Annotated in this window: 14 protein-coding genes; 11 read left to right on the top strand and 3 right to left on the bottom strand. The window is 50.8% G+C overall.

The window, feature by feature from the left end:
* Positions 1–66 precede the first annotated feature (66 nt).
* The 6 genes from H70357_RS16430 (at position 67) to H70357_RS16455 (ending at position 5,392) form a co-directional block, all read left to right on the top strand.
* Entirely contained in the window at positions 67–1,050 is a 984-nt protein-coding gene (locus H70357_RS16430) for an aldo/keto reductase (RefSeq protein WP_038591573.1), read from the top strand.
* A 9-nt stretch (positions 1,051–1,059) separates the two neighbouring features.
* Positions 1,060–3,024 (top strand): GTP-binding protein, encoded by a 1,965-nt coding sequence (locus H70357_RS16435; protein WP_038591576.1) that lies wholly within the window; start codon positions 1,060–1,062, stop codon positions 3,022–3,024.
* A gap of 103 nt (positions 3,025–3,127) precedes the next feature.
* Positions 3,128–3,529, top strand: coding sequence for an NUDIX hydrolase (locus H70357_RS16440; RefSeq protein ID WP_038591579.1), 402 nt, complete (start codon positions 3,128–3,130; stop codon positions 3,527–3,529).
* A gap of 173 nt (positions 3,530–3,702) precedes the next feature.
* On the top strand, positions 3,703–4,128 hold the full coding sequence (locus H70357_RS16445; protein WP_038591582.1) for a DMT family transporter: 426 nt from the start codon (positions 3,703–3,705) through the stop codon (positions 4,126–4,128).
* A 20-nt stretch (positions 4,129–4,148) separates the two neighbouring features.
* Entirely contained in the window at positions 4,149–4,847 is a 699-nt protein-coding gene (locus H70357_RS16450) for a Crp/Fnr family transcriptional regulator (protein ID WP_038591585.1), read from the top strand.
* 50 nt (positions 4,848–4,897) lie between these two features.
* On the top strand, positions 4,898–5,392 hold the full coding sequence (locus H70357_RS16455) for a DMT family transporter (RefSeq protein ID WP_038591588.1): 495 nt from the start codon (positions 4,898–4,900) through the stop codon (positions 5,390–5,392).
* An 86-nt stretch (positions 5,393–5,478) separates the two neighbouring features.
* On the opposite strand, the gene H70357_RS16460 is transcribed toward H70357_RS16455, so the two are convergent.
* Positions 5,479–6,513 carry an anthranilate phosphoribosyltransferase gene (locus H70357_RS16460; RefSeq protein WP_038591591.1) on the bottom strand — a complete coding sequence of 345 codons (1,035 nt, stop codon included), beginning with the start codon at positions 6,511–6,513 and terminating at the stop codon, positions 5,479–5,481.
* A 12-nt stretch (positions 6,514–6,525) separates the two neighbouring features.
* On the bottom strand, positions 6,526–7,122 hold the full coding sequence (locus H70357_RS16465; RefSeq protein WP_038591594.1) for an ANTAR domain-containing response regulator: 597 nt from the start codon (positions 7,120–7,122) through the stop codon (positions 6,526–6,528).
* Positions 7,123–7,454: 332 nt separating this feature from the next.
* On the opposite strand from H70357_RS16465, the gene nirB reads away from it, so the two are divergent.
* The 5 genes from nirB (at position 7,455) to H70357_RS16490 (ending at position 12,334) form a co-directional block, all read left to right on the top strand.
* Entirely contained in the window at positions 7,455–9,884 is a 2,430-nt protein-coding gene (gene nirB, locus H70357_RS16470; RefSeq protein WP_038591597.1) for a nitrite reductase large subunit NirB, read from the top strand.
* Positions 9,885–9,903: 19 nt separating this feature from the next.
* A complete protein-coding gene (nirD, locus tag H70357_RS16475) occupies positions 9,904–10,215 on the top strand; it encodes a nitrite reductase small subunit NirD (RefSeq protein WP_038599708.1) in 312 nt (103 codons plus the stop codon).
* Positions 10,216–10,244: 29 nt separating this feature from the next.
* Complete coding sequence (locus H70357_RS16480; protein WP_038591600.1) at positions 10,245–11,117, top strand: formate/nitrite transporter family protein; 873 nt, start codon at positions 10,245–10,247, stop codon at positions 11,115–11,117.
* A complete protein-coding gene (cobA, locus tag H70357_RS16485; protein WP_038591603.1) occupies positions 11,114–11,881 on the top strand; it encodes a uroporphyrinogen-III C-methyltransferase in 768 nt (255 codons plus the stop codon). The genes H70357_RS16480 and cobA overlap by 4 nt, the downstream gene beginning before the upstream one ends.
* Positions 11,882–12,013: 132 nt before the next feature.
* Entirely contained in the window at positions 12,014–12,334 is a 321-nt protein-coding gene (locus H70357_RS16490) for an iron-sulfur cluster biosynthesis family protein (protein WP_038591606.1), read from the top strand.
* Positions 12,335–12,510: 176 nt separating this feature from the next.
* Here H70357_RS16490 and H70357_RS16495 read toward each other — a convergent pair whose 3' ends face one another.
* Positions 12,511–13,386 (bottom strand): LysR family transcriptional regulator, encoded by an 876-nt coding sequence (locus tag H70357_RS16495; protein ID WP_038591609.1) that lies wholly within the window; start codon positions 13,384–13,386, stop codon positions 12,511–12,513.
* Positions 13,387–13,443: the final 57 nt, after the last annotated feature.

Here is a 13,443-nt window from a genome sequence, read left to right on the forward strand (position 1 = left end):
TGGATGGTATGCTGTGCAAGTGTCGTTAAGTGGCGTTAACAATCTAATATTCCGGGAGGATATCATATGAATTACCGTAAGCTTGGAAATACAGGACTGTCAATCAGCGAAGTCAGCTTTGGCACTTGGGCCATTGGCGGCGACTGGGGAACAAGCCGGGATGAGGACGGACTGAAGGGTCTGGCGCTGGCTATTGAGCAAGGCGTGAATTTCTTCGACACCGCTGATGTCTACGGTTCCGGACATGCCGAAGAGCTGCTTGCCAAAGCCACCAAAGGCAAAGAAGATCAAATACATATTGCCACGAAATTTTGCCGTGCCGGTGACATTCATGATTCTGAGAATTATTCAGCACGGAGAGTAAGTGAATACGCGGAACAAAGCCTGCGCCGCCTACAGCGTGAAGCCATTGACCTGTATCAGATTCATTGTCCGCCAATTGAGATTTTACGTGACGGTAGTGTATTTGCCGTTCTGGATCAATTAAAAGCCGAGGGTAAAATCCGTCATTACGGAGTCAGCGTGGAAACGATTGAAGAGGGACTTCTATGTCTCGAGTATCCTGGCGTGCAAGCGCTTCAGATTATCTTCAATCTGTTCCGCCAGCAGCCCGCACTGGAACTGCTGCCGCGTGCCGAAGCGCAAGGTGCGGGAATCCTGGTGCGGCTGCCGCTTGCCAGCGGCCTGCTCACAGGGAAGTTCAAGGAGGACAGCACCTTCCAGCCTGACGATCACCGCAGCTTCAATGCCAACGGCGAGCAGTTTAATGTGGGCGAGACTTTTGCGGGTCTGCCTTTTGTCAAAGGTGTAGAGCTGGCCCGTAAGCTGGATTGGATCAGCGAAGGCCGGGGGAACATGGCAAGAGCAGCGATGCGCTGGATTCTGGATCATCCTGCCGTCAGCTGCATCATTCCAGGATTTAAGAATGAAGCGCAGGTAGCCGACAATCTCGCTTCACGCGAAGTCCCTTCCTTTACGGCAGAAGAGATGCAGCGGTTAAGCCAGTTTTACAGCAACGATGTCGCTCCGCACATCCGTGGGGGTGTATAAGCCGACTCTATGACAAGGAACACAACCATCGGTCTGCTTGCCCATGTTGATGCCGGGAAAACGACCTTCGCCGAGCAGCTGCTCTATCATACGGAGGCCATCCGCAGCCGGGGCAGAGTGGATCATAAAGATACGTTTTTAGATACGCATGAGATTGAAAAAGCCCGTGGAATCACGGTATTTGCAGACCAGGCGGAATTCAGCATCGGAGATTCGCGCTACTTTCTGCTGGACACGCCCGGGCATGTCGATTTCTCGCCGGAGATGGAGCGCGCGCTGCAGATTCTGGACTACGCGGTGGTCATTGTAAGTGCTGTTGAAGGTGTGGAAGGACACACAGAGACCGTATGGCAGCTGCTGCGCCAGCATGGAATTCCGACCTTTTTCTTCATCAATAAAACCGACCGTGCGGGCGCTGACCCGCAGCGTGTATTGAATGAAATCAGCCTACAGCTCAGCAGGGATGCTTTCATGCTGCCGGAACTTCAGGAAACCGGAGTAGACGAAGAACTCAAGTCATTTATGGCCGAACGCGATGATCAGCTGTTTGAGGCTTATCTGGACGGAAGTCTAAACGATTCTGACTGGCTCGAAGCGCTCATCGCTTTAGTCCTTCACGGCAAAATCTTTCCGTGTATGTCTGGCTCTGCCTTGCTGGACGAGGGCATCGACAGCTTTCTCCGCAGCCTGGATGCTTTAGTACATACTGAATATGATTACCAGCAGCCTTTTTCAGGAAGAGTATATAAGATCCGCCATGATGAAAAGGGAACACGGATCACCTACATTAAAGCACTGCAAGGCGTGCTTAAATCAAGAGAGGAACTGGCTTACGGTCCGCCTCAGGAACGGATAGCGGAACGGATTACCGGTATCCGCAAAATTTACGGGGCTAAGACAACAGCAGCGGAATGGGGTGCTGCGGGAGAGCTGTTTGCGGTCACGGGATTAACATCCGCTAAGCCTGGAGAAGGCGTCGGGTTGTTGCAGGATCACCTCAGCAGCGGGCTTGTCCCGACATTGAAATCAAAGGTGCGGTTTGAACCGCCCGTGCATCTTAAGGAAGTGCATACTGCCTTCCAGCAGCTGGGTGCGGAAGACCCGTCGCTGAATGTGAGCTGGGATGAGGAATTGCAGGAACTGCATATTCAGGTGATGGGGCAAATTCAGTTGGAGATTCTGGAGCAGATTATGCGCGAACGCTTCAGTATCCCGGTGACATTTGGCGATCCGGAGATTCTGTATATGGAGACGATCCAGAACACAGTGTACGGTTGCGGCCATTTTGAACCGCTCGGCCATTACGCCGAGGTGCATCTGAAGCTTGAGCCCGGCGCGCGCGGCAGCGGTATCTCTGTTCAGAATGAGTGCCACCCCGACGATTTAGCTGCCGGCTACCAGCACCAGATTGAGCAATATTTGCTGGAAAGCCGGCATCGTGGCCTGCTTACCGGCTCACCGCTGACGGATCTGCGTATCACCTTGCTAAGTGGAAGAGCGCATAATAAGCACACCCACGGCGGGGATTTCCGGGAAGCCGCATTCCGGGCTTTGCGTCAAGGACTGGAGCAGGCGGAGAATATTTTGCTGGAGCCGGTGTATGCGCTCAAGATCAGGATAAATATCGATCATGTGGGCAAAGTAATGGCGGATATCCAGCAGGCTAGCGGGAGCTTTGCCGCACCCGAGATGACGGATCAAGTGGCAGTCGTCACGGGTACGGTGCCTGTCGCCACCTTTATGAACTATTCCGTCAGACTGGCCTCAATGACGCAGGGCAAAGGCTCATTGTCGCTAAGGGTTGCCGGTTATCAGGATTGCCATGAACCGGAAACCGTTATCCTAAATAAACAATACAATAAAAATGCCGATCCGGCTTACACCTCCATTTCGATTTTTTGCGCGAAAGGGCAAGCTTTCTCCGTACCTTGGGATGAAGCGGAGGAACATATGCATGTGAAGCGGCAATGGTAAGCACCCTCTGGCAGATTGCAACGAGGACATATGTCCTTTCCGTAGCAAGAAATTTCGCTTTTAATTAAAAAGAGCAAAGGCCAAGATTTTGAGGGGGATTTACATGACAGTAACGATAGACAAGATCGCTTGGATTCACATCGTGGAAGGTAAAGTATTGGCTGCCCGTTCCCACGGAAAGGATACCTATTATTTTCCCGGCGGGAAACGGGAATCGGGTGAAACTGACAATGAGACGTTAATCCGGGAGATCGAAGAGGAATTAACGGTCCGGCTTGTGCCGGACAGTATCCGGTCTTTTGGCACTTATGAAGCAGCAGCCCATGGCAAAGAGGAAGGCGTGCTTGTCCAAATGACCTGTTTCACCGCAGATTACACAGGGCAGCTTGCTCCGGCAGCGGAAATTGCAGAATTGGCATGGCTTAGCTATAAAGACAGGGAACATGTTTCCGCTGTCAGCCAGATCATCTTTGACCAATTACATGAAATGAAGCTACTCTCCTAATATTTGCTTTTCCAGGCCCGTTTCAGCCAATGCCATGGCTTGAAACGGGCTTTCGATTTACTGTCCTGTCACCTCCAATTCAACTCTTTCCTCCACTTAGGACATATGTCCTTCACGGATAACGCCAGATGTCATTTAATTAAAGCAGAGATCACATAGAGGAGAGAGAAGCAATGAGAGGAATTATTTTTGCATTCTTGGCCGGGGCCTGCATTACGCTGCAAGGGGTAGCCAACGCCCGCATCAGCCAGGATATAGGCACGTGGCAGGCAGCAACGATCACCCAATTAACGGGCTTTATTATGGCTTTTATCATCCTGCTGTTCGTTAGAGACGGGAAGAAACAAGGCTTCAAGCTGGTCAAACCCTTGTATTTAACAGGAGGTGCATTCGCCGCTTTTGTTATTTTCAGCGAAGTGACCGCAATTCAGAATATCGGTGTTACCTTTACCATATCGGCACTACTGATCGCGCAGCTGCTCCTTACATTTCTGATAGATAGTAACGGATGGTTCGGTGTGGCGAAGCAGAAGATGCGGCTGCCGCAATTCATCGGAATCGGCATGATGATCTTGGGTGTAGTCATTCTTAAGTTCTAGCCTTGGAGGGAAAGCCGGCCATGAAGGAAATTCAAGATCAAGGTCTGCTGCAGACCTATTTGCAGAAACATCAGCTGGAGCTGATTCTCATTGAACCGCTGAGGGCGCATCTGTCGCTGTACAGCTTTGCGCAGGGGGAAACAATTTGCTTCAAAGGAGATCCTTCCGAGTCGCTGTACGTGCTGGTTAAAGGCAAACTCAAGATTTATACGACGACGGCCGAGGGCAAGACGCTGATTATTTCCTTCAAGACACCGCTCGAGCTAATTGGGGATGTTGAATACATCCAGGGAACAGAATTGCTGAACACGGTTGAAGCCGTATCGCCGGTTCATATGATTTGCATACCGTACAGGTGGCTGAGAAAATACGGGCAGAACCATCCGCCCTTGCTGCAATTTTTGCTGGAGATTATTACTCAGAAATTCTACAGAAAATCCGATTTCCTCAGCTTGAACCTGATGCACCCCGTTGAGGTACGGCTGGCGAGTTATCTTTTATCCATTACCTATGATGAATCTGATCCTCAATTTACGGGGCAGTTAAGCACGATTAATCTGGTGGATACGGCGAATTTTATTAGCACCAGCTATAGGCATTTGAACAGGGTAATCCAGAAGTTCTGCCAGCAGGGGCTGACCGAGCGCAGCAAAGGCTACATTCTGGTGAAGGACCGGGAAGGGCTTAGCAGGCTGGCGCACCGTAATATTTATGAGTAAACCACACCATACTGATGAACATAAAGAAGATAAAAAAGGAGTAATAGATAATGATACTTGGACTACTACTGGCCATGTTTGCCGGGGCGCTTGTGAGCCTGCAGAACATATTCAACAGCAAAGTAAATGAACATACGGGATCATGGTCCACAACAACATTGGTACTGGGGATGGGCTTTATTGCTTCACTGGTAATGGGGCTGATCGTGGAAGGCAAAAATATGTTCACTCTTCAGCATATGCAGCCCTGGTACTGGATCAGCGGAATGATCGGTGTCGGTGTGGTCATCTGTCTGGTGCAGGCCACCAGACTGCTTGGAGCGACATATGCGATTTCGATTGTACTGACGTCTCAGCTCGGCTTCGCCCTGCTGTGGGATTCACTGGGCTGGCTCGGTCTGGCCAAGGTTCCGTTCACGTTGAATCAGCTCATAGGTGTTCTGGTGATTGTAGGCGGAATTCTGGTCTTCAAATTAGGTGGGGGCCGCGAGCCGCAAAAGTCTGCCGAACCCCGCAAGCAGCGGCAAGCATTGCATACCGATTAATAGCAGTTATTCTTAGGCTTAGGTCTTTTTTGCAGCAAAAAGCGCGCACCGTATGGTTACGGTTGCGCGCTTTTTTTGTTACAGCTCTAGTGGAGAGCTTTACTGCCGAGCAGTGCGTTTTTCCACTTGCTGTAGACCATCCAGGCGTCTCCATTGTCCAGTAAATGCTTGCAAGTATACACGCCTTCTTCTATGGAATTGACCTTTCCGGCCACGTGAAGCCGGGCTGCGCCATTCAACAGCGTCTGATTGTAGAAGGCCATATGCCCGCCTCCCTGAAGTACTGCTTCAGCCGTCAGCAGCTGCCGTTGGGGAGTCCAGTCCATTTCAGGCACAACGGTTTCAAGTCCCAGGGCATCAGGATCAATGATATCCAGCTGCGCTATGCCGTTCGCAATGGAGTATACGCGGTTCGGGCGGTCGATATAGAGATCCTCAGAGCCTTCCACCCCTTGAACAACCAATCCCTTTTGGTAGCCGAGCTTCACGATAAGTCTGGAAATCCGGTCGAATACAGTATTATGATAGATCCCGAATACGATGTAAGGAGAACAAGAATAGTCGATCAATTTCTCGGCTGTATTTAGGATCGTTCTCATGCCTATGTCTTCCCGGAGGCTGCGGATGGCCCCAAGCGGAGGACACCACTGCTCAGCCTTGGCGAAGAGGACGCCGCTTTCTTCTGCAGCTTCGATCGCGTCTGTCCGGGACAGCCTGGCAATCTCAATACCGGAGGCTTGAATAATGTCCTGCAGCGTAACCCCCCACTTGGGCGGCAATGAAGGGGAACCATGCAGTGTGACCGGCACTCCCGCAGCAGACAGCAAGAAAGCGGTAGGGAAGGTGGCGACAAAAGAATTCGTTCTGCCGTCATAAGGCCCGGCACAATCCAGGCCCTGCTGAACCGGCTCACGGAGGGCAACCTTGCGGCAGACCGTTACGAAGGCTTCCAGCTCCTCGATGCTTTCCAGCTTGATGCGCTCCGCAATTAGAAAGGCACCAATCTGCACGGGAGAGGCTGTCTGGCCCAGAATGGATTCCGCTGCAAAATAAGCTTCATCATAGCTTAAATCCCGGGCACCTCGTTTGCCTCTGGCAACTTCTTTTAGAATATTGATCATATGGGATTCTCCTTAAGTTTGATCCTGCAGCAGCTGATATACTTTAACAATCGACGTGGCGACATCAACCATACGCTTGCGTTCATTCATCGCCTGCTTGCGAAGAAGGTCATAGGCTTCGGATTCACTGATGTTCTTCGCTTTGGAGAGAATGCCTTTAGCCATATCAATCCATTTGCGCTCTTCGATCCGGGACAGCAGCTGTTCCCGCTCCTTCAGCCATTGATGGCGTTCGAAGCACTGCTTGGCGCTGAAATGAAGAATCCAGTGAATCTCCTGCGGGTGCATGAAGGGGGATAATATCCCGTCGACCCTAATATTGTCTTCACAGGCCGAGACAGATAATGTCGCGGTCAGGGAGGTGCACCACCAGACCATTGGCGCAATTTTGTGCTGGATCAGCGGGGTGCTCCAATCATTGATTTCGGTGATAGGCAGATGAAGAATGGAGGCATCGGCATCGCTGATCAGGGCCAGGGCCTGTTCCGGAGTATCAGCTACCTCGACCACATAACCGCAGGAGCGAAGAATGACGTCCGGGCTCCGGGACGAGAGCGTTTCTGTATCGTTCTCTGTTGTACCATTATGAATGACGAGCAGGGAATGCATAGTTTGCCGCTCCTTTTACATCGTAATGATCGACGTCATAGATCTACTCTTGAACATACTTATATAAGTTATAATGTTATATTATATAACACATATTTAGCGATGTTGTCGATAAATTAAATATATAAAAATTTATATGTCATAATTGTTGACGTATTACGAATTCATGTAGTATAGTCATTTTAACAAATTCATCAAATCTACGAATACAACGATGTATTCGGTCGAAGCGGCAATGGCGCCTGCTCTCACATCTGTTACCTGGAATCGTAAGTTTCCGGCCGGAGTGAAGCGGGCTATTTCTGTTGTCTACATGGAGAGGAGAGAGGCATATGTCAGCAATACGCAAAAAACTGATACTGGTCGGAAACGGGATGGCGGGGGTACGGGCGATCGAACATTTGCTCAAATTGGCTCCTGAGGCTTACGAGATTACGATTTTTGGTTCCGAGCCGCATCCGAACTATAACCGGATTATGTTATCTTCTGTCCTCGCAGGCGGAGCCAGCATGGATGAGATTATTATCAATGACCTTGAATGGTACCGCAGTTTCAATATTACGCTGTATACGGGCCACACTGTCACTTCCATAGATACTGTGGAGCGTAAAGTATATACGGATAAAGGGATAGAAGCCCGCTATGATGAGCTGATTCTGGCCACCGGCTCTAACCCGTTCATGTTGCCGCTGCCCGGAGCAGAGAAGGAAGGAGTCATCGCATTCCGCGATATTAAGGACACCCGGATTATGCAGGAAACTTCGCAAAAGTATAAAAAAGCGCTGGTCATCGGCGGAGGACTGCTTGGTCTGGAGGCGGCAAGAGGACTGCTGCACCTGGGGATGGAGGTTTCGGTTGTACACATCCATGATTACATTATGGAACGCCAACTGGATGAAGCGGCTTCGGTGATGCTCCGCAAAGAGCTGGAAGAACAGGGGATGAAGTTCCTGCTCAAGAAGCAGTCGGAGGCAATTCTCGGTAAAAAAAGAGTTAAAGGACTACTGTTCACAGACGGCGAAGTAGCCGAAACCGATCTGATCGTGATGGCAGTCGGCATCAAGCCGAATATTGAGCTGGCACGCAAGAGCTCTATTAAGATTAACCGCGGCATCATTGTGAATGATTATCTGGAAACCAATATTCCCGGAATCTATGCAGTCGGAGAATGTGCAGAGCACCGGGGTATTGCTTACGGACTCGTAGCTCCGTTATATGAGCAGGGGGCTGTGCTCGCCAAGAGACTGGCGGGTGTTCCGACTGAAGGTTACACAGGCTCTATTACCTCGACCAAGTTGAAAGTATCCGGGGTCGATGTATTCTCCGCAGGCCAGTTCACGGAGCAGCCGGGGTCAAGAGCTTTACGCTATCAGGATGAGATCGACGGAGTCTACAAAAAGCTGGTCATTCAGGACGACAAGCTGATCGGTGCCGTCTTGTTCGGCGATACGAATGATGGGGCACAGCTATTCTCCATGATTAAGAAAAGCGAGAATATTAAGGGGAAGGAAAAAGAACTGCTGCTTGGGATTTCCGGCGATGCCCTTGCCTCGCCCAAAGGAAACCGGCTCGAGGGCATGGCTGATGACGAGATCATCTGCGGCTGCAACGGTGTGTCCAAAGGGGCGATAGCCGAGGCTATTCAATCCGGGGGCTGCACCAGCGTAGGCCAGATCAAAGCCTGCACGAAAGCTTCCGCCTCTTGCGGCGGCTGCAAACCGCTGGTAGAGGGACTGCTGCAGCTCTATGCCGGTGATCATGTGGTCACGGTCAAGGAAGGCATCTGCGGCTGCACTACACTTGGACGCGACGAAATCGTCGCTGAGATCAAGCGGATGGAACTGAAGACAGTCAAGGAAGTCATAAATGTACTGGATTGGAGTAATGAAGAGGGCTGTGCCAAATGCCGTCCTTCATTGAATTACTATCTGGGGATGCTCTGGCCTGAAGAATATGTGGATGAGAAGGAGTCCCGGTACACGAATGAACGCTACCATGCCAATATCCAGAAAGATGGCACGTACTCGGTGGTGCCGCGAATTTACGGAGGCGTGACCTCACCGGCTGAGCTGATCAAGATTGCAGAGGTTGCCGCGAAGTTCAAGGTTCCATTGGTGAAGTTCACCGGCGGGCAAAGACTTGATTTGCTCGGCGTCAAGAAGGAGGATCTGCCGAAAATGTGGGAAGAGCTGGATATGGCTTCCGGGCATGCCTACGGCAAGACACTCCGGACGGTCAAAACCTGTGTCGGCTCCACCTACTGCCGGTTCGGTACGCAAGATGCCCTTGGTATGGGCATTCGCTTAGAGAAAGCTTTCGAACGGCTGAATACGCCGGGCAAAGTGAAGCTTGCAGTCTCCGGCTGTCCGCGAAACTGTGCGGAAGCGACGATTAAGGATTTCGGCGTTGTCGCCATTGATGGCGGCTGGGAGCTGCATATCGGGGGCAACGGCGGTGTGCATGTACGGGCAACAGATCTCCTCTGTGTAGTGAAAACCGATGATGAGGTGCTGGAATGGGCCAGTGCATTTCTGCAATATTACCGGGAGAATGCCGGCTGGAATGAGCGGACAGCCCAGTGGGTCGAACGTGTGGGTCTGGACAGCATTAAGCAGGCCTTAGAGCTTAAGGAAGAGCGGCTGGCGCTGCAGGAAAGAATTCAGAAGACGCTCAGTCTCACCACCGATCCGTGGAAACAAATTGTTAATGAGCCGGAGCTGCGCAAAAATTTCGAAGAACTCTCACAACCCGAGACGGTATAAGGAGGCCACTGCTATGACTATGACCAAAATGCTTGTTGGCAATTTGACGGATATCGACATCAGAGGCTCGCGCAAGTTCAAGGTGGGAGACAAGGAGATAGCCTTGTTCCGTCTCTCCGGTGGTGAGGTGCTGGCTGTTGAGAATAAATGCCCGCACAAAGGCGGCGTCTTATCGGAAGGTATGGTCTGCGGTTCAAAGGTGCACTGTCCGCTCCACGACTGGCGGATTGACCTTCATAGCGGTGCTGTACAGGCACCCGATTCCGGTCATGTGACAACCTATGAGGTGGAGGTAGACCACAGCAGCGGGCACATCTATCTGACCATCTAGTACAAATAATGATTACAGGGGGAATAATCATGGATTACGTGAAGCCTAGTGAAGTGTTGTCCGCAATGATCGAAGCCGGCAAGGCCAAAGCAGAGCTGAGCATCATGCAGCTTATTGTACGCGGCAGCCTCGGCGGAGCGATACTGGCGTGTGCGACTACCTTAGCTTTTACAGCAACAGCCCAAACCAAGATACCTATGATCGGAGCACTTTTATTCCCTGTCGGCTTTGTAATGATTATTCTGCTTGGACTGGAGCTCGTTACCGGCAGCTTTGCTTTGATTCCGCTGGCGGTGCTGGAGAAAAAGACGTCTCCCGGCCGGATGCTGAACAATTTCTTCTGGGTAATTATCGGTCACTTAATTGGCTGTGCAGTATATGCGGCATTATATGGCCTCACTATTACAAAAATGGGGACCGATATGTCAAATCCGCTAATTCAGACGTTGATCACAACAAGTGAAGGTAAAACATCAGCCTATAAGAGTATGGGGGCAGAAGGGATGACGCTCGCCTTTATCAAGGCGATGCTCTGCAACTGGATGGTTACGCTCGGGGCAGTGATGGCAATGACCTCTAAATCCACAGCCGGAAAAATACTGGCGATGTGGCTGCCGATCCTAACGTTCTTCGGTCAAGGCTTTGAGCACACGGTGGTCAATATGTTCGTGATTCCTGCCGGAATGCTGCTAGGGGCAAAAGTCAGCTTTGGAGACTGGTGGATCTGGAATGGTATCCCCGTTCTGCTCGGGAATTTTCTCGGCGGGGTGCTGTTTACTGGCCTGCTGTTCTATCTTTCGCAAAAAAGCTTTAAGTCCGGAGCTTCTTCCGCTGGGGATCAGCCGTCCGGACGGGGAGATGCTGTTATCTCAAGCACGGCAGCATTGGAGAAAGGCCTATGAAACAGGGAAGCATAAGTATTGTTGGAGCAGGACCGGGGGACCCGGAGCTGATTACGGTCAAAGCGCTGCGGCGCATTCAGACTGCGGATGTTATTCTCTATGACCGGCTGGTGAATGAAGAATTGCTCGCTTATGGCAGGAAGGAGGCAATGCGCATCTATTGCGGCAAAGCGCCGGGCCAGCATTCTATGCCGCAGGATGGCATTGAAAGGCTGATGATTAAACACGCTTCCGCCGGCAGCCATGTCGTCCGCTTAAAGGGCGGCGATCCCTTCGTCTTCGGACGGGGCGGGGAAGAAGCGCTTGCCTCTGCTGCTGCGGGAATTCTCTACGAGGTCATTCCCGGCATTACTTCGGCCATCGGTGCAGCGGCTTCCGCTGGAATTCCTTTGACTCATCGCGGCCTCGCCGCCTCATTTGCCATCGTAACCGGCAGCCGCTGCCACGATCATGCTGCTCCTGTCCGCTGGGATGCGCTTGCTCACAGCGTGGATACCCTTGTCATTTACATGGGGGTGAGCCAATTGAGCGGGATCCGCGAACAGCTGCTGAAGCATGGGAAGGATGCTGCAACTCCTGTAGCGCTGATCGAGAATGGGACTACAGCCCGTGAGCGGACGGTGACCGGTACGCTTGGCAACATCGACAAGCTGGCCACGGTTATGAAGATCAGCAATCCGGCACTTATTATCATCGGTGAAGCGGTGAAAGTGAGGGAACAGCTGCTGGCTCTGGAGAATGCCGCACGTTCGCAAATTGGATAATCGCATGGATTATAATTTTTAGGAACTGTCAAGATGTAAGTGAGTGCAGTCACAGGCCCCGGTTGAATATAAAATCTATACTTATTCCATAATCTATTTAGGAGCAACCTGCTCTAAAGGAGAGTGGAGGATATGCAAATTCAACTGGATCCCTTAACTTCCGGACGACTTGAAGAAAGTCTTAATGATAAACCCGGATCCTTCAAATTATTCTATGACACGGAAGATTGCGGCTGCAACGGTGTTTTGGTTTTGTTGATCGTAAATGAACCTAATACAACGGATATCGTCTTCCAGCAGCAACCCTTCGTCTTTCTCTGCGACCGCCAGCAGGAATCATTATTTGATGAGGTGATGACTCTGGAAGCCGACGAACATTATCCATCCTACAAGCTGACAAGCGATTCCACTTTATTCGGAAGCAATATCAGAGTGAGAGATGCGCGGCAATAAATTTGTCAGATGACAAGAACATAGTCCTTTAAGAATCCGCGCTCTGCGCGGTTTTTCTGTTGTAAGGGGCCCGGTTATTATCCTCCTCGGGATAAGAACTGGGTCCCTTTGCCGGCGATGTACTCCTGGAATTTATGTAAAGTGTATTCCTTATGATGCCAGGCAGGCTCAATCTCTCAGAGTCCAGCTGTTTCCACTTTCTTCATATAATTTTGACTGTGTACAATAAACTCTGCGGCCACCGGAGAAACGTACTGAAAGTCACGTACGGCAAGTACGACCTCGCGAGTTATGGCTGGTCGAAGGGGAACAGCCGTCACTTTTGGCAATACCTCCGGCATGAACAGTTCGGGCAGGATGGTGACCCCGACCCTTTCCTGCACCATGGAGAGGATTGTGGCCGGATCCCTCACCTCGAAGGTGATGTTCGGTACATTGCCATGCTCCTGTAACAGTTTTTGGATGCCATAGTCTTTAACCATAATAAAGCATTTGCCCCTCAGTTGGTCGAAAGTGAGAAACGGTTCGTCTTTCAGCGGACTATCGTTTGAAACAAACACCTTCATTTGATCCTGAAGCAACGGAAACGTATGTAGCTCTTTGTCAGGCGTGGTGGTAAAGCCGACATCTATTACGGAGCCGGAGATCCAGCTGTGAATCTCTTCGTAGCTCCCCTCAAACAAGACAATATCAATCTGAGGAAACAGCTCCCGGAACGAACCGATTAAGCCGGGAAGCACCTTAGCGGATACACTGGGAATGACTCCGATACGAAGTGTTCCCGCTTCCAATCCCAAGGAAGCAGAGGATTCCTCTCTCATGCATGATGTAATACGCAAAATTTCCCGGGCATGCTGAATCATCCGTTCACCGATGTAGCTCGTGGAGATGCCGCGCCGGTTGCGGTGAAACAACAAGATTCCCAATTCCTTCTCCAGACTGTTGATCATTTGCGATACCGCCGACTGCGTAAACCCCAATGCATCTGCCGCTCTGGTAAAATTTTTGTGCTCCGATACTGCAATTAGAACTTGTAGCTGCGTAAGTGTCATGTTTCCTCCTTAGACATTAGTAATTACTTATTAACTATATAATAAAGCATAATTTCA

This window comes from Paenibacillus sp. FSL H7-0357 (assembly GCF_000758525.1).
GTDB lineage: Bacteria > Bacillota > Bacilli > Paenibacillales > Paenibacillaceae > Paenibacillus_AQ.